Source organism: uncultured Algibacter sp. (assembly GCF_947495675.1).
Taxonomy (GTDB): domain Bacteria; phylum Bacteroidota; class Bacteroidia; order Flavobacteriales; family Flavobacteriaceae; genus Algibacter_B.
Genome location: NZ_CANLZX010000001.1, coordinates 314,077 through 336,158 on the forward strand (window position 1 = coordinate 314,077; position 22,082 = coordinate 336,158).

The window sequence follows — 22,082 nt, forward strand, 5'->3', positions numbered from 1 at the left end:
TAACTCAAAATAAATACTATTATGATTAAAATTTTACATTTTAAAAAAATAATGTTTCTGCTTCTTATAGGAATATCAGGAACATTATCAGGACAAGAAATTTCAGGTAATGTTACAGACGATTCTGGAGCACTACCAGGTGTATCTGTAGTTATAAAAGGAACAACTACAGGGACTAGTACAGATTTTGACGGAAACTATTCAATTGATGCCAATATAGGTGATACACTTGTGTTTTCATATGTAGGATATGACACACAACAAGTTGAAGTAACAGGTAATATTATAAACGTTGTATTAAAATCTGGTGTAGCGTTAGATGAAGTTGTACTTATTGGTTCTAGAAATCCTAGTAGATCAGTAGTAGATTCGCCTGTGCCTGTTGATGTAATAAATGTAGCAGAATTAACATCTGCTGGCCCACAGGTAAATTTAAATCAAATATTAAATTTTGTGGCACCTTCATTTACATCAAACACACAAACTATTTCTGATGGAACAGATCATATTGACCCAGCTTCATTAAGAGGTTTAGGGCCAGATCAAGTATTGGTTTTAATTAACGGAAAAAGAAGACATAATTCATCTCTAGTTAATGTTAACGGAACATTTGGTCGAGGTAGTGTAGGTACAGATTTAAATGCCATACCATCTGGAGCAATTAAGCGATTAGAAGTTTTGCGTGATGGTGCTGCAGCACAATACGGATCGGATGCCATTGCTGGGGTTATTAATATTGTTTTAAATGATAATGTTAATGAATTGACATTAAATATGACTACAGGAGCACATTTTTCTGAAAACTCTAATAATCAAACAGGAGGAGTTGATGGAGAAACCGTAAATATTAGTGCAAATTATGGATTGTCTTTAGGAGATAAAGGTGGTTATATTAATTTTACAGGTGATTTTGATTACAGAGAACATTATAGCAGAATGAAAGAATGGGAAGGTGATGTTTTCAATCTATATAATACAGTAGAGCGATTTGCTAGCAATGATGGGTATAGCTTAGCCAATTTATTAGATGATAATGTAGATGATGTTATTCAATATGGTAATCAAGCAGGATTGGGTTTAAGTCCAACAGCAACAAAGGCAGAATTACAAGCCATTTTAGGAGATGATAATACAGCGGCTGAATTAACAGCAAGAGGATTAGAAAGAAGTGATTTTAACATGCGTGTAGGTCAATCTGAAGTTCGTGGTGGTCGCTTTTTTGCAAACATGTCTATACCACTAGATGAAGATGGTACAGAATTATACTCTTTTGCAGGAATGAGTTCTAGAAAAGGAAATTCTGCTGGGTTTTATCGTTTACCAAACCAAAGTAGAACTTATACACCAGCCTATATAAATGGTTTTTTACCTGAAATTAATTCAACAATTTCTGATAAGTCTTTTGCTGTAGGTATTAAAGGTATCGTTAACGGTTGGAACATTGATTTAAGTAACACATACGGAAAAAATGGTTTTTTATATACCATAGGTAATACTTTTAATGCTTCACGCCAAAATGCATCTCCAACAACTTTTGATGCTGGAGGTTTTAACTTTGCACAGAATACTGTTAATTTAGATATTAATCAGTTTTATGATGATGTTTTAAGCGGGCTTAACGTAGCATTTGGTGCAGAATACCGTTTAGAAAATTATGAAATTGTTGCAGGAGAAGAAGCATCATACGGTCAGTATACTCAAGAAGGTGAGTTAATCACTCTACCTACACAAAGTCCATCTGTTGACTTTTTTGGAAACGGAAGACCAGGTGGGTCTCAAGTTTTTCCAGGTTTTAGTCCAGCTAACGAATTATCTAGAGATAGAAGTAGTATAGCAGGTTATTTTGATTTAGAAGCAGATTTTTCTGAGACTTTTTTAGCAAGTTTTGCAACTCGTTTTGAAAACTATTCAGATTTTGGATCGACTATTAATTTTAAATTAGCTACAAGATTAAAGGCTAGTGAAAATTTAAATCTTAGAGCTGCTTTAAATACTGGTTTTAGAGCGCCGTCTTTACATCAATTAAATTTCAATTCAACATCAACCATATTTCAAGATGGAATTCCTGTTGAGGTTGGAACCTTTTCAAACGATAGTAGAGCAGCAAAACTTTTAGGAATTCCACAATTAAAAGAAGAGACTTCCAGAAGTATAAGTTTAGGATTTACTGCAAATATGCCAGATGCTAATGTAACTGTTACTGTTGATGGTTATTGGGTTGGTATAGATGATAGAGTTGTGTATACAGGACAGTTTAGAGGTCCAGGAACAGGAACAGAGTTAGATAATTTATTATCTCAAGCGAATGCCTCTGCTGCTTCATTTTTTGCAAATGCGATTGATACCGAATCGAAAGGTATTGATGCTGTAGTTACTTGGGATTTTGTAGTAGCTAATAAAGCAAAATTAAAAAACACCTTTTCTGCAACTTTATCTAAAACAAAAAAAGTTGGAGATATTAAAGCTTCTAGAGTTTTAGAAGATGCAGGTTTAGTAGATACTTATTTTCCTGAAGACAGTAGAATTTACCTTGAGGAAGCGGTGCCGCGTACTAAAATGAATTTAACTAATAATTTATCTTCTGGTAATTGGAATGTGTTTTTAAGAAATGTTTGGTTTGGTGAAGTTTCTGAAGCAACTGCTAATGTAGATAATCAACAAGTTTTTGGATCAAAATTAGTAACCGATTTATCATTTGGTTATAAAGCATCTGAAAGTTTAACACTTACTGTAGGAGCAAACAATTTATTAGATGTTTATCCAGATAGAGCAATTGAAGCTAATAGAAGTGGTGGTCGTTTTGATTGGTCAAGACGTTCTCAACAATTTGGTATTGGAGGGCGTTTCCTTTTTGCTAGATTAAGCTTTAAATTAAAATAAAGAATAATAAATATTAATTAATCAAAAAGCCCCAACAATTGTTGGGGCTTTTCTTCGCTATTAACTAATCCTTCTGATCTAAGAACAAAAAGGATGCTTTTAAAATAACTTGCTAAAAGTTATTTTAAATCATATTGTCATTCTTACATTTAAAGAGTATGACAATTTCCAATTGAAACCTCAATTAAAATCGAGGTAATTATTTTCAAATTAATCTAAACGTTTTTTAAATTGTAATTTTCTTCTGCGATTAATGCTTCTTCATTTGAAACACGATCTTTGTATAACCACATTTTAAATTTCGTGACAAGATAAAATAAAATTGGGACAACTATTAATGTTAAAAAAGTTGCTACCAAAAGTCCGTAAATTACTGTCCAAGCAAGGGGTCCCCAGAAAATAACATTATCACCACCCATATAAATATTAGCATCAAAATCGCTAAAAAAGGTAAAGAAGTTAATATTTAGTCCTGTTGCTAATGGAATTAATCCTAAAATAGTAGTGATTGCTGTTAATAAAACAGGGCGTAAACGAGCTTTTCCACCTTTTACTATAGCTTCTATTAGGTCGTCTTGACCTAAGTATTGTTCTTCTTCTAAATTGTTTTTAATTTTTCTTCTGTCTATTAATAACTGAGTATAATCTAAAAGGACTACACCATTATTAACTACAATACCTGCCAGCGATATAATTCCCATCATAGTCATCATAATTACAAATGAACTACCAGTAGCAACGATACCACCAAATACGCCTATAAGGCTTAAGAAAATAGCTAGCATAATTATGCCTGGTTTTGAAACAGAATTAAATTGAAATATTAAAATAAAGAAAATTAGCCCTAAACCTGTAAAAAAGGCTCCCATTAGAAAAGCCATTTGTTTATTTTGTTCTTCAATTTGGCCAGTATAGTCTATTTTAACGCTGTCTGGTTGTTCTGTAAAACCTTGCATTTCATTTCTAATTTTTGAAACAATGGCACCTGCATCTGTAAACCCTGGCGCTAATGCAGAGTATAATGTAACTACTCGTTTTACATCTTTATGTTTTATTGCACTAAAACCAGAGCTATTTGATTGTTTTGCGACTGTTGAAACAGGAATCTCTTTTATTTGCCCTGAAGCCATATCTCTAAACGTTATTTTCTGATTGAAAAGAGCACTAGAATTATATCTATTTTCTTCATTAAAACGCACATAAATATCATAATCTTCACCATCTTCTTTAAAAATACCAGCTTTGGCTCCAAAAATCGAGTTACGAAGTTGTTGTCCTACTTGTCCAGAAGTAACACCTAGTTCACCAGCTTTTTTTCTATCAACAATTACTTGCATTGATGGTTTAGATTTATTTACATCTATTTTCAATTCATCAATACCTTGAATGTTTTTAGAGTTAATAAAATCTCGCATTTTTTCGGCAGTAGCAATTAGCTCACCATAATCTTCACCTTCTAACTCTACGTTAATTGGATAACCTGCAGGAGGACCAACAGCATCTTTTTCAACAGAAATTGCAACACCAGGATAGATGTCTTTTAAATCTTCTTGAACTTTTTTAAGTAGTTCTTGACTATCTGCTCCTTCTCTAAACTTATACTCACGCATGGTAGCTGTAATTTTACCACGATGAGGCATTTCTGCTGCAGAGCCACCATCGGTTTGTGGATTACCAGCTCCTTCACCAACTTGCGATACAGCACTTTCTGTTAAAAAATTATAATCACCGTGCATATAGGCTTCGTCTTTTATAATTTTATAAACACGTTGCTCTATATCATTAGTGATAGCATTTGTTTTTTTAATATCTGTACCTTCAGGATATTCTATATAAACTATGATTTGATTTGGTGTATTATCTGGGAAAAATTCAACCTTTGTGCGTTGGCTACCTACCGAAGCACCAAATCCCATAAAAGCAATAATAAGAAGTACAAATGTACCAATGGTTATTAATGCTGGCTTTTTACCACTTAAAGCAAAGCGTAGTGATTTTTCGTAAGTACGCTCCCATATAGGTAAAACGTAATTTTGAAAATCGTTTGCCCAATTTCTAAGAAATAAACGATAAGCCCAAAGTAAAATAATTGAAAAAATCATTACACTTCCTAAGCCTCGTATATTTCCTCCAAAAATTAAAATTAATAAACCTGTGCCTCCAATAATAACTGAAAGTTTAATGATGTTTTTATAAGGCATTTCTTTGTCTTCAATAGTCATGTATTGAGAGACTAAAACCGAATTAAAAAATATGGCAACAAATAATGACGACCCAAGTACTACAGATAAAGTAATTGGGAAATATATCATAAACTGTCCCATAACCCCTGGCCATAAACCTAAGGGAATAAAAGCAGCTACTGTGGTTGCGGTAGATATTATAATTGGAAATGCAATTTCACCAATACCTTTTTTAGCAGCTTCAACTCTGTTCATGCCTTCTTCGGCCATTAATCGGTATACGTTTTCAACAACAACAATACCATTATCTACTAGCATACCTAGCCCCATTATCAACCCAAAGAGTATCATGGTATTCATCGTATAACCTAAATAATCTAAAATCATAAGGGACATAAACATTGACATAGGAATAGCAAACCCAACAAACAAAGCGTTTTTAAATCCTAAGAAGAACATTAAAACGGTTACAACCAGAATGATACCAAATATGATGTTGTTTACTAAATCATCTACTTGACCAATAGTTTTTGAAGATTGATCATTAGCTATGGTTACTTTTAAATCTGGAGGGAATTTATTATCTAAAGCATTTTTAACTATCACTTGAATTTGCTCTGCAGCTGCTACCATGTTTTTCCCTGCTCGTTTTTTAACATCAAGCATAACTACAGGTTCTCCAAATTCTCTTGCATAAGTTGTTCTGTCTTCATCTTTAAATGTGACTATTGCAATATCTTTTAGATAAATGGGATTGTTTTTCTCTGATTTTACAACAAAATTTTCTAGCTCTTTAGGGTCTTCAATTTCGCCTAAAATCCTAATAGTTCTTCGTTGTCCGCTAGTAATCAAATTACCTGCAGACATGGTCATGTTTTCGCTATTAATGGTGTTTGTAATATCATTAAAGCTAACTTGAGCAGCCATCATTTTGTATATATCTACAGCCACTTCAACTTCTTTTTCTTGAGCACCACGAATATCAACCTGCTTTATTTCCTGAAGCCCTTCAATTTCATCTTCTAGGTATTCACCAAATTCCTTAAGTTTATCAACTGGATAGTCGCCTGATATATTAATATTTAAAATAGGGATTTCTTCAGACATGCTTAAGTCGAATACATTAGGCTCTACTTTGGCGCCATTAAATGTTGGCCAATCTTCGCCAGCAGTTTCAGAATCTACCTCGTCTTTAACCTTTTGCATTGCAGCTTCAACAGTAATATTTTCATCAAATTCTACAACTACAATCGAGTAATCTTCTTGTGATGTTGAGGTAATTTCAACAACATTACTTACAGTTTTAAGTTTGTCTTCAATAGGATCTGTAATAAGCTTTTCAATATCTTCAGCTGTATTACCTGGGTAAATAGAGCTTATGTATATTTTGGTTTCTTTAATTTCTGGAAAGCTTTCTCGAGGCATACTAAAATACGCACCTGTTCCTAAAAAGAGTATTAAAGCAATCAAAACATACATAGTTGTTTTGTTATTGATAGCCCATGATGAAAGTGCGAATTCTTTATCTACTTTCTTTATGTTTTTCTTCTTTTTATTTTTAGTCATTTGATTTGGTGTTTAAGGTTAGTTTGCGTCTTTAATAACAAGAATTTTTACTTGTTGACCATTTTTAACACTACGTGCACCTTCATCAATAATTTCTTCGCCATTATCTATTCCAGAAAGTACTTCAATAAAATCACCTTGTGTTTTACCAGTAACAATAATTTCTCTTTTTACCTTGGCTTTATTTTCTACCTTATCTGTAATAGTGTAAACATATTGTTGGCCTTCAGCATTTTCAGAAATAATACTTTGTGGAATTAAAATAGCCTTATTATTGGTGTAATCATTAATTTTAAGTTTGGCAGTAAGGTTAGGTTTTATTGCTAAATCTTTTCCAGGAATTGCAATTTCAACTTTAAATGTGCGATTTGCAGGGTTAATAAAATTACCAGCCTGGCGTACTTTTGCATCTACATCTTTTCCTAAAACAGGAAAGTTAACTTTAACATCTTTTCCAGTAGTTATATCTGAAACATAACGTTCTGGTACATCTGTTTCAATATACATGTCGTTAAGATTTACAATTCTAAATAATGGTGTTTGACCCGGACCTACAACACTTCCTTGATCGGTTATAACATCGTCAATACTACCAGAAAAAGGTGCGCGAACAAGTGTTTTTCCAACTTGTTGCTGTAATTGTTTAGTAGCTTCAAGTTGAGCTTCATATGATGCTTTTGCTTGTAAGAACTGAATTTCACTTCCTATTTTTTGATTCCATAATCGTTCTTGACGTTCGAAAGTGGTTTTTGCTAAATCTGATTGTATTTTTAATTGTGATAATTGTTGACTTAATCCACCATCATCAATTTTAGCTAAAATTTGCCCTTTGCTAACTTTTTGCCCTTCTTTAACATAAACATGAGATAAAACACCCGAAAATTCTGGATATATTACTAGGTTTTGTTTGGTGTTAACATTTCCTTGAAGTTCAACAAAATGATTAAAAACGGTTTCTTTAGCTGTAAATGTTGTTATAAGTGGAACTTTTTCTTGAGGATCTAAATTTTTGATGCTTTTTTCTAATTGTTTTAGCTGTGTAGAAATTTTTTGAGCAGAAGCATCTAGTTCAGTTTTCTTTTGTCTAATAAGTTCTAAGTCGTTTGTAGCAATTATATCTTCTACAGATTTTTTCTTGTTGGCACTACAAGAAGATAAAAAAACACTAACTAATAGGAGTGTATATATATATTTCATTTTGATTGATTTTAGTTGTTAATACTATTTAATACGGTTTCTAAAACTGCTTTTTTGTTTATTACATCTAGCATTGCTTGAAGGAACTCTTGTTGTGCAGTATATAATTGTGTTTGTGCTTGTCTTAGATCGAAACTAGAGGCGATACCCTCAAAAAATTTAGTTTGATTTTTTTTCTCGATACGTTCGGCAAGATTTAAGTTTTGCTTTTTATTATCATAATCTTCTATAGCGTACTGGTAATCACTTCTTGCAGATGCTATTTGTAATTGTATTTTTTGCTCGGTTTCAATTAAGTCGTCTTTTGCTTTTTCTAAATTAATTTTAGCACGTTGAGTAGCTGCACTTCTGCCAAGTGAACTAAAAATGGGAATGTTTAAATTAACGCCTAATAATGAAGATCCAAACCATTTTTGATCTTTATTAGTAAAATTAAAATCATTTCCAAATGCAGAATACCCACCATTTATAAATGTGTTTAATGTAGGTAACGCTTTACTTTTTTCAAGTTTTAAAAGTAATTCTTTCGAAGTTTTGTCGTTTTTGGCAATTTTAAAATCTATAGTATTTTCAATATCAACGTTAGTTTTAAGTAACCCTAAATCCATGTTCTGGCTTGTTAACTCCAATAAATTATCGGCTAAAATCGTAGGGTTGTTTATATCTAGACCAAGTGTAATATTTAGCATTTGGTATGCTAAATCTTTTAATCTATTTATGTTTTTTAGATTACTTTGTACACCAGATAAAGTAATTTTGAGTTGTTCAACACTTTCTTCTTCTTCTAAGCCGTTTTCATAAATTTTATTGATTTCAAAAAGGTTTTTCTCTAAAGTTGTAACGTTTTTCTCTAAAATAGCAGCACTTTCTTCTGCAAGTAAAACATTGCCATAAGCTTCAATAACAGCCTTTCTTATTTCTAAATCTGTTTTAACTTTAGCATTTTTTGAGATTTCTAAAAAAACTTTAGCAGATTGTAATCCTACAATATAAGAACCATCAAAAACTTTTTGAGTTAATGTTGCAGTAGCAGTCATACTTTGTTTGGTGCCAAATATAACTTCTGAAAACTCACCTGCATTTCCACCAAAAAATTCGGCAGGTATTAAAGATATTTGCTGTTTTAAATAATTTTGATAGCCTACTTCTGCAGAAATTTGAGGTAAACCTGTAGCAGTTGTTTCCCATTTTTGCTTTTTTGCAGCTTCAATATCAAGGGCGGCATTTTTAGCAGTTCTATTATGCTCTAAAGCATAGTCTATAGCCTCTTGTAAAGTGAAACTTTGATTGTTTTCTTGAGAAAACATCACAAAGGAGCTTAGTAAACTAAAAATTATTAATAGTTTATTTTTCATTTTATGATTGATTTGATGTTATAAATTTATTTAATATTTGTAGTCCATTTTCAGTAACTATGGCTCTTAAGTGATATTCTAAATAGCTTTCCATTAAATATTCCAATTGATATTCATCTGGAGGAAAAAACATACTATCTTTTATTCCTGTCATACCTGTAAAATACATTCTGGATATAAAGTCTAGGTCTATATTATTTCTAAAAACACCTGTATCTACACCATGTTGAAGACTATCTTTAACCGATTTATGCATTTTTTTGAATTGTCTAATTTTTAAAGTTTTATGTATTTGAGGGTAATATTTTTTTAATTGATATTGTGGTGAAGACTTTTCGTTTTTTAAATGATGCATAACATACATTTTTATAGAATATAATTCTTCAATTGGGTTTTTTGAAACATTGCAAATACAATCTATACCATCACAAATAGTTTCAAACAGTTCGAATGTTACAGCCTCTACAAGCTTCGTTTTATTAGCAAAATGTACATAAATAGTTTTTTTGGAAATGCCCAATTCATGCGCTATATCATCCATTGTAACACTTTTAAACCCAAGTGTAATAAACATTTCTGTTGCTTTATGTGTAATTTTCTCTCTCATAATTGGGTGCAAATATAAGCAGGGAAACTTTAAAAACCCAAAAAGTTTCCAAAGTTTTAAAGTTTTTTTAACATATCCTTTACTTTGAAGTTTTTAATTATAATGAATTACGCTATTTTTGTTCGATGCTTTCAATAGAAAAATACCAAGAAGAGTTTGTTAATTATCTAAAAGATTATTCAACAATTAATGAGCCTAAAAATCTTTATCAACCCATTGACTACATTTTAGGTTTAGGGGGCAAACGTTTACGTCCTGTTTTAACATTAATGACTGCCGATATTTTTAATAGCAACTATAAAAAGGCATTAAATGCAGCATTAAGTATTGAAGTGTTTCATAATTTTTCTCTTGTACATGATGATATTATGGACGCTGCGCCATTACGACGCGGCGAGCAAACAGTACATGAAAAGTGGGATATAAATACAGGGATTCTTTCTGGAGATGCTATGCTAATTATGGCGTATCAACTTTTTGAGAATTATGATGCAGCTATTTTTCAAGCTTTAGCCAAATTGTTTAGTAAAACGGCTTTAGAGGTTTGTGAAGGCCAGCAATATGATGTAGATTTTGAAACCAGAAATGATGTTACCATACCAGAATATTTAAAAATGATTGAATATAAAACAGCGGTTTTGGTAGGTGCTGCAATGAAAATGGGAGCTATTGTTGCCAATGCATCACAAGAAGATCAAAATAATATTTATGAGTTTGGTAGAAATTTAGGTATTGCTTTCCAGTTGCAAGATGATTATTTAGATGCTTTTGGCGACCCAAAAACCTTTGGGAAACAAGTTGGTGGAGATATAATTGAGAATAAAAAAACATATTTGTATTTAAAGGCTTTAGAATTTTTGAATGAAACAGATAGCGATAAATTAAGCCAATTATTTTCAACAAACCCAGCAGATATAGCATCAAAAATTGAAATTGCTAAACAGTTGTTTACAAGTTCTGGCTCTGCAGAAGCAACAAAAAAAGCTATTTTAGAGTACACTAATAAAGCGTTTACAGTTTTAAATTCTTTAAACATTTCAGAAGATAAAAAAGAGTTATTAAAAATATTTGGTAATAATCTAATGAATAGAACTGTTTAATGAAATTACCAAAAACATTTGAAAGCTTAATTGAAGACGCTTTTCAATTAGATTTGTACAAAAAATTAATTCTTCAACTTAATAAAGATTTTCTTTTAGCTAATATCGATTTAGATTTTCATGAGGAAGTGCAGCCAACAAGTTTAAAGCTAATACTTCATGAAACTATTTATAAATTGATACAAGAAAAATTTATGGAGTATTTAAATCTCCTTTATATTATTGATGTTCCAGAGAATAAGGTAAAAGCTCTTGATGGAGATGATCTTGTTAAGCTATCTGAAGCCGTAACGTTTCTAATCTTACAACGCGAGTGGCAAAAAGTATGGTTTCGAAACAATTATTAATTAAGATAAATTTGTCCTAATTAAAAATTTTTGTATTTTTGTATAAAGTTAAATAAATTATATGTTTTCTAAAGCTTGTGAGTATGGCATTAAGGCCTCTATTTTTATAGCCATAAAATCTTATGATGGAAAACGGGTGAGTCCTAAAGAAATTTCTAAAGAGATAGATTCTCCCCAAGCTTTTACAGCAAAAATTTTGCAAGCATTAGTTAAAAACGAGGTTGTAAATTCTATTAAAGGCGCTTATGGTGGGTTTGAAATTGAAATTAACAAAATTAAAACCATAAAATTAGCACAAATTGTAAACGCTATTGATGGAGATAATATTTATAATGGTTGTGGGTTGGGTTTGCATAAGTGCGATGAAAATCATCCTTGTCCTGTACATGATAAATTTAAAAGTGTTAGAGAAGGCCTGAAAGATATGTTAGAAAACACAAGTTTAGAAGAATTAGCACTAAATATAAAATCTGGTACTTCATATTTAAAGATTTAAAAAAAATTTCAATATAAATAGGATAAAATTATCCGAAATAAAATAATAAGTTATGATAACATTACAAAAAGAATCAGAAAAACAAATAGGGCAATTTGTAGCCGAAGATTATAGAACAGCATCAGTTTTTTCAAAATATAAAATAGATTTTTGCTGCAACGGAAACAGAACTATTAATGAGGTTTGCGAAAAAAAAGGGATGGATAGTAATGTTTTACTAGATGAACTTAATAGTGTTTTAAATTTAAAGGGAGAGCAGACTATAGATTATAAATCTTGGCCCTTAGATTTATTAATTGATTACATTGAAAAAAAGCATCATCGTTATGTAGAAGAAAAAATTCCCGTTTTACTACAATTTTTAAATAAATTATGTAAAGTGCATGGAGAACGTCATCCAGAATTATTTGAAATAAATTCTCTATTTACTGCTTCTGCGGGTGAGTTAGCAGCACATATGAAAAAAGAAGAACTAATTCTTTTTCCTTTTGTTAAAAAAATGGTAAACGCTAATATGAGTCAAGGAGAGGTAGAGGCTCCTCAATTTGGAACTGTAGGAAACCCAATTGACATGATGAAAGAAGAGCATGATAATGAAGGGGTGCGATTTAGAAAAATAGCTGAATTAACAAATAATTATAACCCACCAGCAGATGCCTGCAATACATATAAAGTAACGTATGCTATGTTGGAAGAATTTGAAAAAGATTTACACTTACATATTCATTTAGAAAACAATATTTTATTCCCTAAAGCTGTAAAACTAGAGCAACAATTTGGTTAATAGCATTCTTAATTATTACTTGTAAAGTCTAGTTTTTTTAATCTTAAAATTCCAGAAAGTTAAACTTTCTGGAATTTTTATTATTAATTTATATTGAACAACTATAATTTGTTATTTAAAATGCCCAAGAAATATGTAGTAACGTGCTTAATTAATTTTATTATTGCTGCAATAATAGGCGTAGTATTGCGCTATACTTTTATTGGTACTATTAGCTTTAATTACAGGTTTTTAACTCACGCCCATTCGCATATTGCTATGTTGGGATGGGTTTATTTAATGCTTTTTGTTTTAATTGTTAATTATTTCGTGCCCGAAAAGAAGTCTATTTACAATAAACTATTCTGGCTAACCCAATTTAGTTTAGTTGGTATGTTGCTTAGTTTTCCATTTCAAGGGTATGCTGCTTTATCAATTACGTTTTCTACACTACACATATTTTGTAGTTACTATTTTGTATATCTTATTTGGAGGCAACATAAAACAAATTCAATAGTTACTCAAAAATTATTAAAAGCAGCTTTGCTATTTATGCTTTTATCTACCGCTGGTGTATGGTGTTTAGGCCCTGCGGTATCTATGCAAGGTCAAGCTTCTGCATTTTACCAAATAGCCATTCAATTTTTTTTGCATTTTCAATTTAATGGTTGGTTTTTAATAGCGGTAATTGCTCTGTTTTTTCATGTTTTAGGTATTAAAGATTCAAAACAATTTAGGTTGTTTTATACGCTTTTAATAATTTCAACAGTATTAACTTTGGCTTTACCAATTTATTGGTTTGCTCCGCATATTGTTTTATTTTGGATTAATGGCCTAGGGGTTTGTGTTCAACTTTTAATGGTAATAGTCTTTTTAAGACTTATTAAATCACACCAATTGTTACTATTAAAAAATAATAAGAAGCTTACTATATACATGTATGTTTTCGCAATATTTTGTTTGATTTTAAAAATAGGAGCACAATTATTATCACTTATTCCAGAACTATCAGAAGTAGTTTATCAACATAGAAATCTTGTAATTGGTTTTATTCATTTACTAATGTTGGGCGTAATTACCGGTTTTTTATTTGGTTTTATATTGCATAATAAGTGGGTTGCTTTTAATGGTTTGTTAAATTTTGGAATTTATACGTTTGTTTTTGGCTTTATTTTAACTGAGGTATTTTTAATTATTCAAGGAGGAATGTTTTATTTTAAGATAGGTGCTATTCCAAATTATTATCTTTTTTTATTTGTTTCAAGTATCTTATTACCTTTAGGTATTGGTAGTGTGATTATTAATATTTTAAGAAGAAAAAATTAATAAAGCATATTCAAGATAAAGCCTGTGTTAATAAAGTTGAAAGTATTATTAGGGACAGATCCTACCTAACTTGTAGAAAATGAAATAATAAATTAAAAATCTTTCTTTTTTGATTTATATATTATTCTTAAAACAGGGAGTAATACCCAGGCTGTTAAGGTTATAAAAGATATAATTATCCCGAAGTTAGTGCCAAAAAATTGCTTAAAAACGGCGCCTGTATAACCAAGTAATGCAGAAATATCTAATTTTAATAAAATAAGTGTTCTTGATAAATCGATGGGGTTAAGCATAGTTCCTACTAATGAAAGCTTATCTAAAGGATAGTCTTCAAACATAATTAAAGTCATTAAAAATAACCCATCGTAAACAACTGCTAGTAAAAGCCAAAGTAAAATGGCATATCCAAATCCTTTAATTTTATTTTCGTTTGATAGTGCGATATTAAAAGCTAAAGCTGTAAATATTAAAGTAAGAAATGTTCCGGTAATAAGTAATAGCGAGAAATCCCAGATAGCATTACTTTTAAACAAACCATAAAATATAAATGGAATGCCTAATCCTAAAATTAAACTCATAGAAAGTGATAGGGCAACACCTAAATATTGTCCTAAAAAAATGGATGATCGTTTTAAAGGTTGTGCTAGTAATAACTCTGTAAATTCTTTGGAATTATAGTAGTACATAACCCCGAAAATAGTTCCTATTAATGGTACTAAAATAATAATAACATTCATTAAAGTAATTACTGCTTTTGAAAGGTCGTTGTTTAAAAACAAAAGCACAATGCCAAGCAATAAGTAAAAGGCTAAATAAACATAACTCCAACGGCTACGCATTAAATCGTAAAAACTATATTTTAATATTTTAAGCATGGTTTTCTGTGAGTATTGATGCTATTGCATGTTCAAAATCTGGTTGATTGGTTTTGTTTTTTAGCTCTGTAATACTGCCTTTAAAGTAGATTTCACCTTCAAGAATAAATACAATTTCATCTGATATTTCTTCAACAAAACTCATAATGTGAGAGGTTACTATTATAGTTTTTCCTTTTGCTTTTTCAGCATGTATTAAATCTTTTAATCTTATTAAAGAAATTGGGTCTAATCCTGTTGTTGGTTCGTCTAAAATTATTAAAGGGCTATCAAACATAAAGGTTAGTACAAGATTTACTTTTTGTTTAGTGCCTCCAGAAAGATTCCCTAGTTTTTTGTTTAAAAAAGGTTCTAGTTTAAAAAGTTTAATTAAGCGTTCGTCCTCATTAGTAGGCTTTCGTAAATCTTTAATCATTTTAATTAATTCCTTAACACGAAGGTTACTAGGAAAATTAGCAATCTGTGGTAGATAATCAATTTTATGTCTGTAATCAGAGTTTTTTTTAATACTATTTCCCAGAACAGTAATAGTGCCTTTATCTGGAATTACCATGCCTAATACCGATTTTATAAGGGTGGTTTTACCTGATCCATTAGGGCCAAGTACTGCAAAAATACCACCATTGGTAATACTTAAATTAACACCGCTTAACACTTGATTCTTGCCAAATTTTTTATGTAAATTTTCAATTGTTACCATGTAAGCTTTTTTATTTTTGGGTTGTTGTCTAATAAATCATCTGGTGTAAATACTGGTGATACTTTTTCAGAAAAATCTATAATATCTATAAACATACTGCGTAATAAAATGATAGTTTCTGGAGTACGGTTTACAATGTAAGAAAACAGTTTTACTGGTCTGTATGGTATATCACCAATACCGTTTTTATCTAGGTCGTAACCTGTGTAATTACTCCAATAATTTTTGTCGAATTCATTGTCGTTTACATTACTATTGTAGGCAATATCAAAAGAATTATATAAAAAATTGTTTTCTGTAAATTTATTAGTGTAACATGCGCCTTTTACTTTTATTGCCCAACCATTATTAGTAAAGGTGTTGTGTTTGTAATTAATTCTATTAGAGCCTTCTATGTTTATTCCAATAGTGTTGTCTTCAAAAGTATTGCCTGTAATTTCGGCATCATTTATTTCTTTGAGTAACATGCCGTAAGAAGCTGTTCCCCAATTTTTCTTAAAAATGTTATTGTACATTTTAATACGTTTAGAAAACATCACAGCCACACCAGCACCATTTTTTTCGAATGTGTTGTCTTGATAAGTGTCGTCGTTAGAAAACATAAAGTGTAAACCGTAACGTACATTAAGTGTACTTACATTGTTTTTAATTAAACAATCATCAGAAAATTCTAAATAAATACCATCACGAACATGCTGTACAAAATTATGCTCAATTTCTACATTTTTACTATACCATAATTGTATGCCATTTCCAGAATTGTATTCTTCAACTGCATCACCAATTATTTTATTATGAAACACTTTTCCGTCTCTTGATTTTTCAATGTAAATGCCAAAAAATAACTTTTCTAAAACTAAATTCTGAATGATAAAATTTTTGCTTTTGCGCACTCTAATTGCCGCATAATCTTCAGTATAACTTGTGCCAACATTAATAATAAATAAACCATCTACAGTAACATTGTCTGCGATAATAGTTATAATTTCACCTTTTAGTTCTCCATCAATAATTGGATAATCCTTACCAATAATAGTTAATGGTTTATCAACAACAATATCATGCTCTTTATAAGTCCCTTTTTTAATAATTATCGTATCAAAATCTTTTGCTCGCTTTATTCCATCTTTTAAGGAAGAAATTGGGCAAGTTTTACAGACCTCTTTAGTTTGGGCAATACTTAAGTTAGCCATAAATATGGCAATAAGAAAATAGCATATATGTTTCATGATTACTAGTCTTTAAATTTTGCTAGTAAAGCCTCCCAATTATATAGTTTGCCGCCTTTTTCATTTTTAAATTTTTCAGCATCTGCTATGTTTTTAAAGGCGCTAAGAAATGCACCCATAGGACTTGGTATGTTCTTACTAATTAAAAATGTGGCTTGTGTAGCATCAATTAAAGTTTCAGGTTCTGTGTAGTTGTTTGAAAGGTATAGTTCAATTTTTGAAGTTTCAAAATCTTCCATAAAATTAATCATACATTCAGTTGCATCAAACTTATAGACTTTCCCTTTTTTTGTAACTATTTCTGCAGCATGTACTTTGTCTACTATAGTCATTTTGCAAAAGTGACAACCATCACTCCCATAGTTTATGGCTTTTGGCGATACATTACAACCTAAAAATAACAATAGTAATGCAAGAATTGAATAGTGTTTTAGTGTTTGCATTGTTTTGTGTTTATGTTTTGGATTTATTTTTCTTACCTACAAAATAGGCTAAAAATGCTGAAGCAATGCCCAATCCTAAAAATAATGCACCAAATTGAGGATAAGAGTGTGCTTTAAAGTTTAAAATATCTCTAGAGCCAAAAAGAGGCGGTTGAAAACCCATGACCGTTCCGTCTTTGTTAGTAAACTTCATAATGGCTTTAGGGTCTAAATTATGCCCATAATCATGTTCCCATAAATAAAAATCATACATACCAGCAAAACTTAGAATAAGCATGAGAATAAACCAACCTAAAAACCATTTATAGTTGCCTTTCCAGCCAATTAAAAGGCCTAATATGCTAGTAATTAGTATGCCAGCTGGAAAAATTTTAAACTCAGGAATAGCCTCTGGAATATACTTCATCCCTACATAATGATTCATTAAATTAATATTTTTAATATCGTGCGGGTGTACATCTGAAAAATCATCAATATGAATGTTCATTGCTAATGGAGTAGGGTATTGAGGGGCTTCTAGAGTAATTCTCCAAAGCGGAAAAAGAAATAACCCTAAAGGTAGCAAAGCGGCTACAATCATAATTATATTTTGCTTTTTCATAGTATTTGTTTTGTATGTTTTATAACTAAAGCGTTTAAAAATAAAGGCGAGAGCGAAAAATCAACTCTCGCCTTAGTTAGAGAAATAAACACTAAAACAAAATTTCTCTAAGTTCTATAGATTAACTATTCTATATCTTCTCCCATTGACCATTTTAAAGGTGTGCTTGCATTTGCAGCCGAAACTCTTATATAACCCTGCATTTCTTGATGTAGTGCAGAACAGAAATCTGTACAGTAAAATGGCCATACACCAACTTTTGTAGGTTCCCAAACAGAAGTTTTAGTTTGTCCTGGCATAATTAATAATTCAGACGTGTTTTGTCCAAGTACTGCAAATCCGTGAGGTACATCAAAATCTTGTTCTAAATTGGTAACGTGGAAATAAACTTTATCTCCTAGTTTAATACCTTCAATGTTATCTGGTGAGAAGTGACTTCTAATCGTTGTCATATAAATATGTACTACGTTGCCATCTCTTACAACTTTAGTCTCAGCATCAGATTTAGCAGCATAAGGGTGTTTGTTGTCTTCTAAATCATAGATTTTTTGAGAACGTTCCTTAATTAAATCTGCTCGCATTGCTGCAGCATAATGAGGCTCTCCATGTGTTGGAAAATCTAAAAGTAACTCCATTTTTTCTCCAGAGATATCATATAATTGAGCAGAGTGTTCCATTTCTGGGCCTGTTGGTAAGTATCTGTCTTTTGTTATTTTATTCATTGCAAACATATATTTACCTTGAGGTTTTCCAGAGTTTCCTCCAGGAATTGTTAAGTGACCAACAGAGTAATAAGTTGGTTTTCTGTCAATTACTTCCCAAGTACCTAATTTCCATTTTACAACTTCAGAAGAAATAAAGAAGGTTGTATAAGCATTTCCTTGACCATCAAACTCGGTATGTAAAGGGCCTAATCCCGGTTGCTCCACAGAGCCTGCTAAAACATCTTCGAATTTTAAAACAGGAATTCCGTATGCTTCACCATCAAATTTTTTGCCTTCAATAGCAGCTAACATTTTTGTAAATGAATGCACAGTTAAATTAGCAGAAAGCTTACCATTACCAACTATATATTCTCCAGAAGGATCTACATCACAACCATGAGGTGATTTTGGAGTTGGTAAAAAGAATACAGCTCCAGGTACATCTACAGGGTTAACAACACGAACTTCTTTTTTCATTGTAGATGTTGCTGTATGTGTATGTTCATCATATACGTTATGGGCATAATCTGCTGGCATCATTTTTCCGCCACCATTATTTACGTATTCTTCAATTTTTTTCCAATTAACAGCTGCAATAAAATCTTTATCATTTTGAGAAGCATTCACTTCTAATAAAGTACTTGCTTCTTCTGTATTATATGTAGTAAAGAAGAACCAGCCATGAGATTTTCCACGTCCAGGATGCGATAAATCGTAATTAAAACCAGGCATAAGTACTTGGAATTTAATATCCATATTACCAGTCTCTGGTGCTACACTAATAAAAGATAAAGCTCCTTGAAAGTTTCCTTTATAATCTTTAATTGGCATATCACGTTGAGGGATTGGTACCGAAAAACGTGTTCCAGCAACAACATACTCTGTGTTTTCTGTTACAAATGACGAACTGTGATTTCCTGCACTATTTGGAACTTCAATAATCTCTGTAGTTTCAAATGTTTTTAGATCAATTTTAGCAATTCTTGGCGTATTATTTTCATTTATAAAAATAAAACGACCATCAATTTCTCCTGCAGTTTGTGAAATATCTGGATGGTGAGAATCTCCCCAAGGTACAAAACCATGAGAGGTATTTAACATTGGTTTTGTTTCTTCAGAATACCCATAGCCAGACGTTGCAAATTGAGAAAACACAGGTATTTCTTTAAACATTCTACCAGATGGTAAACCATAAACCGTTAAGTTACCGCTATAACCACCAGAGATAAAGGCATAAAACTCATCGTACTCTCCAGGTGCAACGTAAACTTTTTCGGCAACATTACTGGATAAAGCACCAGATTTCCCATTGGAATTACCTGAATTATTACAACTAGTAAATGCGGCAAAAACCGTTACCATCGCAATAGTTAATATTAAATTTTTTTTCATTTTAGTATAGTTTTAGTTAGTGTTTCTTTTATTTAGAAGGAGGTAATAGAACTTTGTCAATCACGTGAACAATTCCATTTCCAGCTTTTATGCTTGCTAGTATTTTTGCACCACCAATTATTGGTTCTCCTTCAACTACTTCTACTTTTACATAACCATTATTGGCTTGTCCAAGTTTTTTAAATTTCTTTAAAAAGTCTTTTGAGTAGTTGCCTGGTGTTACATGGTATTTTAAAATATTTGCTAAAGCATCTTTGTTTTCTGGTTTTAACAAATTTTCAACAGTTCCTTCTGGTAAAGCAGCAAAAGCTTCGTTAGTAGGAGCAAATACCATTAATGGGCCAGCGTTTACTAATGCGTTTTCTAATTGCGCAGCTTGCACAGCAGCTACTAGTGTAGTATGATCTTTAGATCCAATAGCGATGCTTAAAACTGTTGTGCTTTCATCATCTTCAATAAAAGCTTGACCTGTTCTTTCTGGCAATTCTTTTTCAGTAGATGTAACTGTAGAGGTCGTTGAGGTTTCTTTTTTACAAGAACAGATAAAAGCTGTAATTGCAAAAATTAAAAACAAGTGTTTAATTAGTTTCATGAGTTTTTATTTTAAGGTTCTAAAATATTCTAATACGGATCTAGCATCTTTTTCTGAAAGACCTTGATTTGCCATTGGAGCTCCATTAAATTCCATTAATAAATCTTTAGCTAAAGGGTCCTCTTTTGTCATTTGTTCAGGGTTTAATATCATATTCATTACCCATTCAGGTGTTCTTCTTTCTAAGATGCCTTTTGGTGCTGGCCCAATAAATTTCTTATCTGTTCTATGGCAAGCAGTACACATTTTTTTATAAACATCTGCACCATGAGTTACCATTGTTTGGTCTATCTCTGCTGCTAATGCTAAAGATTTTACAGGCCCAATACCTTTATTAGTTAAGTCAATTTTTTTTGAAGCAGGAACCTTTTCCTCTTTAACAGTTTTTTGTTCTACAGGTTCTTTTTTCTCATAAGAAAAACCTTCTTTCTTTTTTTCTTCTTTACCACCACAGCTTATAAGTAGCGTTATAAATAATGTAGTTAAAATTTTTAGTGTAGTCTTCATATTATATAGTTTATAATACAAAGCTATAGCAATGTAGTACAATATTTTATGATAAAAATCATATTTAAGACAAAAATGTCTTTTTTATAATTATTCAGAACTTGTTATATTTGAAGATGCTCTCAAATTCATCAAAATATGCTATTAAGGCTGTGCTATATTTAGCAATAAACTCTAACGAGGAAAAAAAAGTTACTGTAAAAGATATTAGTACACCCATAAATGTTCCACAAGCATACATTGCAAAGTTATTGCAAGAATTGGTTAAAGCAGATATTATATCTTCAACTCGTGGACCTAAAGGCGGGTTTTATTTAAATGAAGTTAATAAGAACCAGCCAGTTATTAATATTTTAAATGTCATTGATGGAGAAAAGAGACTTACAAGTTGTATGTTAAGTTTAGAAAAATGCAAAGAAGAAAAACCATGCCCTTTACATAATATTTTGAGTCCTTCTAGAAAAAAAATAACACATCTTTTACACCTTAAATCTATTAAAGATTTAGCTACAGAAGTACAATTAGGAAATGCATTTTTGCCTCTTTAAAAATAAAATCTTACAAATGGCGCCCATGGGTCTGCATAAATACTTTTTTCATCGTCATATAAAGCATCATATCTAATTCCAAAAGTAACATTACCGCTTCGGTAACCAATTCCTAAATATAAAGCAGGAATCCAATAATTATTATCAGGGATATTAATATTAACATCATAACGTCTATTAACATTAAGTTGCTCGAATTCTGTTGACAATTGAATAGCTGGAATTGGATTAAATAGACCAATTAAACTACCTCCTAAAATAGTCGATTTGTATGTGTTTTTTTGATTATTAAATGTTGCGTTTAAACCTACACCAAGAGAAAAGTTTTTATCAAATTCATATATGCCGCTGGGTGCAACCGTAGCACTAAAAAAACCATCACCAAAGTTTAAACCTAGCCCTCCACCAAAACGCACATGTTTCCAGAAATCACTTTTAGCTTCTTGTGCACTACCATTTTGAAAGCAAAAAGAGAGGATAATTAAAATTAATGTGATTTTTTTATTATTTAAAAGAATAAAATTCATGTTGATGCAAAATATTTAAATTATTAACAAAAATAAGGCATATTCGTTAAAGGAATATAATTTGCCATAAATATAGCTAAAGAAACATGTAATTTTGGTAAAAGTTGTATTTTTGAAAAATATTTTGACTAAATCATACTGGAT

General features: G+C 31.1%; 20 protein-coding genes. 7 read left to right on the forward strand and 13 right to left on the reverse strand.

The genetic code is table 11. The features are described 5' to 3' along the window. Window positions 1–51 precede the first annotated feature (51 nt). On the forward strand, window positions 52–2,880 hold the full coding sequence (locus tag Q0842_RS01335; RefSeq protein WP_298493554.1) for a TonB-dependent receptor: 2,829 nt from the start codon (window positions 52–54) through the stop codon (window positions 2,878–2,880). A 215-nt stretch (window positions 2,881–3,095) separates the two neighbouring features. Here the strand turns inward: Q0842_RS01335 and Q0842_RS01340 are convergent, their stop codons facing one another. The 4 genes from Q0842_RS01340 to Q0842_RS01355 are packed head-to-tail and all read right to left on the reverse strand — an operon-like array spanning window position 3,096 to window position 9,788. Next, window positions 3,096–6,629, reverse strand: coding sequence for an efflux RND transporter permease subunit (locus Q0842_RS01340; RefSeq protein ID WP_298493340.1), 3,534 nt, complete (start codon window positions 6,627–6,629; stop codon window positions 3,096–3,098). Between the two features lie 18 nt (window positions 6,630–6,647). Continuing rightward, the gene (locus Q0842_RS01345) at window positions 6,648–7,826 is read right to left on the reverse strand and encodes an efflux RND transporter periplasmic adaptor subunit (protein ID WP_298493344.1); all 1,179 of its coding nucleotides are present in this window, start codon (window positions 7,824–7,826) and stop codon (window positions 6,648–6,650) included. Window positions 7,827–7,837: 11 nt separating this feature from the next. Continuing rightward, complete coding sequence (locus Q0842_RS01350) at window positions 7,838–9,181, reverse strand: TolC family protein (protein ID WP_298493347.1); 1,344 nt, start codon at window positions 9,179–9,181, stop codon at window positions 7,838–7,840. Window position 9,182: 1 nt separating this feature from the next. Continuing rightward, on the reverse strand, window positions 9,183–9,788 hold the full coding sequence (locus tag Q0842_RS01355) for a TetR/AcrR family transcriptional regulator (protein WP_298493350.1): 606 nt from the start codon (window positions 9,786–9,788) through the stop codon (window positions 9,183–9,185). A gap of 125 nt (window positions 9,789–9,913) precedes the next feature. Here Q0842_RS01355 and Q0842_RS01360 point away from each other — a divergent pair, with 125 nt between their 5' ends. From Q0842_RS01360 to Q0842_RS01380, 5 genes are all read left to right on the forward strand, one after another. After that, window positions 9,914–10,888, forward strand: coding sequence for a polyprenyl synthetase family protein (locus Q0842_RS01360; RefSeq protein WP_298493353.1), 975 nt, complete (start codon window positions 9,914–9,916; stop codon window positions 10,886–10,888). Continuing rightward, a complete protein-coding gene (locus Q0842_RS01365; protein WP_298493356.1) occupies window positions 10,888–11,235 on the forward strand; it encodes a hypothetical protein in 348 nt (115 codons plus the stop codon). Before Q0842_RS01360 ends, Q0842_RS01365 begins: the two co-directional genes overlap by 1 nt. Window positions 11,236–11,296: 61 nt before the next feature. After that, on the forward strand, window positions 11,297–11,731 hold the full coding sequence (locus Q0842_RS01370) for an Rrf2 family transcriptional regulator (protein WP_298493359.1): 435 nt from the start codon (window positions 11,297–11,299) through the stop codon (window positions 11,729–11,731). Between the two features lie 52 nt (window positions 11,732–11,783). Next, entirely contained in the window at window positions 11,784–12,515 is a 732-nt protein-coding gene (ric, locus tag Q0842_RS01375; RefSeq protein WP_298493362.1) for an iron-sulfur cluster repair di-iron protein, read from the forward strand. A gap of 120 nt (window positions 12,516–12,635) precedes the next feature. Continuing rightward, window positions 12,636–13,820: a hypothetical protein gene (locus tag Q0842_RS01380; protein ID WP_298493365.1), complete on the forward strand. Its 1,185-nt coding sequence runs from the start codon at window positions 12,636–12,638 to the stop codon at window positions 13,818–13,820. 92 nt (window positions 13,821–13,912) lie between these two features. Here Q0842_RS01380 and Q0842_RS01385 read toward each other — a convergent pair whose 3' ends face one another. From Q0842_RS01385 to Q0842_RS01420, 8 genes are all read right to left on the reverse strand, one after another. Beyond that, window positions 13,913–14,695, reverse strand: a complete 783-nt coding sequence (locus Q0842_RS01385) for an ABC transporter permease (protein WP_298493368.1) — start codon at window positions 14,693–14,695, stop codon at window positions 13,913–13,915. Continuing rightward, the gene (locus Q0842_RS01390) at window positions 14,688–15,395 is read right to left on the reverse strand and encodes an ABC transporter ATP-binding protein (RefSeq protein WP_298493371.1); all 708 of its coding nucleotides are present in this window, start codon (window positions 15,393–15,395) and stop codon (window positions 14,688–14,690) included. The genes Q0842_RS01385 and Q0842_RS01390 overlap by 8 nt, the downstream gene beginning before the upstream one ends. Then, a complete protein-coding gene (locus Q0842_RS01395; protein WP_298493374.1) occupies window positions 15,389–16,624 on the reverse strand; it encodes a nitrous oxide reductase family maturation protein NosD in 1,236 nt (411 codons plus the stop codon). The genes Q0842_RS01390 and Q0842_RS01395 overlap by 7 nt, the downstream gene beginning before the upstream one ends. Window positions 16,625–16,629: 5 nt before the next feature. Continuing rightward, complete coding sequence (locus tag Q0842_RS01400; RefSeq protein WP_298493377.1) at window positions 16,630–17,067, reverse strand: nitrous oxide reductase accessory protein NosL; 438 nt, start codon at window positions 17,065–17,067, stop codon at window positions 16,630–16,632. Window positions 17,068–17,077: 10 nt separating this feature from the next. Beyond that, entirely contained in the window at window positions 17,078–17,668 is a 591-nt protein-coding gene (locus Q0842_RS01405; RefSeq protein ID WP_298493380.1) for a hypothetical protein, read from the reverse strand. Between the two features lie 125 nt (window positions 17,669–17,793). Further along, entirely contained in the window at window positions 17,794–19,764 is a 1,971-nt protein-coding gene (gene nosZ, locus Q0842_RS01410) for a Sec-dependent nitrous-oxide reductase (RefSeq protein WP_298493384.1), read from the reverse strand. Between the two features lie 28 nt (window positions 19,765–19,792). Next, window positions 19,793–20,356: a fasciclin domain-containing protein gene (locus Q0842_RS01415; RefSeq protein WP_298493387.1), complete on the reverse strand. Its 564-nt coding sequence runs from the start codon at window positions 20,354–20,356 to the stop codon at window positions 19,793–19,795. A 6-nt stretch (window positions 20,357–20,362) separates the two neighbouring features. Continuing rightward, on the reverse strand, window positions 20,363–20,863 hold the full coding sequence (locus Q0842_RS01420; protein WP_298493390.1) for a cytochrome c: 501 nt from the start codon (window positions 20,861–20,863) through the stop codon (window positions 20,363–20,365). 116 nt (window positions 20,864–20,979) lie between these two features. Here Q0842_RS01420 and Q0842_RS01425 point away from each other — a divergent pair, with 116 nt between their 5' ends. After that, the gene (locus Q0842_RS01425; protein ID WP_298493393.1) at window positions 20,980–21,411 is read left to right on the forward strand and encodes an Rrf2 family transcriptional regulator; all 432 of its coding nucleotides are present in this window, start codon (window positions 20,980–20,982) and stop codon (window positions 21,409–21,411) included. Here the strand turns inward: Q0842_RS01425 and Q0842_RS01430 are convergent. Beyond that, the gene (locus Q0842_RS01430; protein WP_298493396.1) at window positions 21,408–21,938 is read right to left on the reverse strand and encodes an alpha-ketoglutarate decarboxylase; all 531 of its coding nucleotides are present in this window, start codon (window positions 21,936–21,938) and stop codon (window positions 21,408–21,410) included. The genes Q0842_RS01425 and Q0842_RS01430 overlap by 4 nt on opposite strands. Between the last annotated feature and the right edge of the window lie 144 nt (window positions 21,939–22,082).

What these genes read in the sequence shown, in the direction of transcription:
- Q0842_RS01335 (WP_298493554.1), top strand. Translation starts at nt 52, where the DNA reads ATGTTTCTGCTTCTTATAGGAATATCAGGAACATTATCAGGACAAGAA.
- Q0842_RS01340 (WP_298493340.1), bottom strand. Translation starts at nt 6,629, where the DNA reads ATGACTAAAAATAAAAAGAAGAAAAACATAAAGAAAGTAGATAAAGAA.
- Q0842_RS01345 (WP_298493344.1), bottom strand. Translation starts at nt 7,826, where the DNA reads ATGAAATATATATATACACTCCTATTAGTTAGTGTTTTTTTATCTTCT.
- Q0842_RS01350 (WP_298493347.1), bottom strand. Translation starts at nt 9,181, where the DNA reads ATGAAAAATAAACTATTAATAATTTTTAGTTTACTAAGCTCCTTTGTG.
- Q0842_RS01355 (WP_298493350.1), bottom strand. Translation starts at nt 9,788, where the DNA reads ATGAGAGAGAAAATTACACATAAAGCAACAGAAATGTTTATTACACTT.
- Q0842_RS01360 (WP_298493353.1), top strand. Translation starts at nt 9,914, where the DNA reads ATGCTTTCAATAGAAAAATACCAAGAAGAGTTTGTTAATTATCTAAAA.
- Q0842_RS01365 (WP_298493356.1), top strand. Translation starts at nt 10,888, where the DNA reads ATGAAATTACCAAAAACATTTGAAAGCTTAATTGAAGACGCTTTTCAA.
- Q0842_RS01370 (WP_298493359.1), top strand. Translation starts at nt 11,297, where the DNA reads ATGTTTTCTAAAGCTTGTGAGTATGGCATTAAGGCCTCTATTTTTATA.
- ric (WP_298493362.1), top strand. Translation starts at nt 11,784, where the DNA reads ATGATAACATTACAAAAAGAATCAGAAAAACAAATAGGGCAATTTGTA.
- Q0842_RS01380 (WP_298493365.1), top strand. Translation starts at nt 12,636, where the DNA reads ATGCCCAAGAAATATGTAGTAACGTGCTTAATTAATTTTATTATTGCT.
- Q0842_RS01385 (WP_298493368.1), bottom strand. Translation starts at nt 14,695, where the DNA reads ATGCTTAAAATATTAAAATATAGTTTTTACGATTTAATGCGTAGCCGT.
- Q0842_RS01390 (WP_298493371.1), bottom strand. Translation starts at nt 15,395, where the DNA reads ATGGTAACAATTGAAAATTTACATAAAAAATTTGGCAAGAATCAAGTG.
- Q0842_RS01395 (WP_298493374.1), bottom strand. Translation starts at nt 16,624, where the DNA reads ATGAAACATATATGCTATTTTCTTATTGCCATATTTATGGCTAACTTA.
- Q0842_RS01400 (WP_298493377.1), bottom strand. Translation starts at nt 17,067, where the DNA reads ATGCAAACACTAAAACACTATTCAATTCTTGCATTACTATTGTTATTT.
- Q0842_RS01405 (WP_298493380.1), bottom strand. Translation starts at nt 17,668, where the DNA reads ATGAAAAAGCAAAATATAATTATGATTGTAGCCGCTTTGCTACCTTTA.
- nosZ (WP_298493384.1), bottom strand. Translation starts at nt 19,764, where the DNA reads ATGAAAAAAAATTTAATATTAACTATTGCGATGGTAACGGTTTTTGCC.
- Q0842_RS01415 (WP_298493387.1), bottom strand. Translation starts at nt 20,356, where the DNA reads ATGAAACTAATTAAACACTTGTTTTTAATTTTTGCAATTACAGCTTTT.
- Q0842_RS01420 (WP_298493390.1), bottom strand. Translation starts at nt 20,863, where the DNA reads ATGAAGACTACACTAAAAATTTTAACTACATTATTTATAACGCTACTT.
- Q0842_RS01425 (WP_298493393.1), top strand. Translation starts at nt 20,980, where the DNA reads ATGCTCTCAAATTCATCAAAATATGCTATTAAGGCTGTGCTATATTTA.
- Q0842_RS01430 (WP_298493396.1), bottom strand. Translation starts at nt 21,938, where the DNA reads ATGAATTTTATTCTTTTAAATAATAAAAAAATCACATTAATTTTAATT.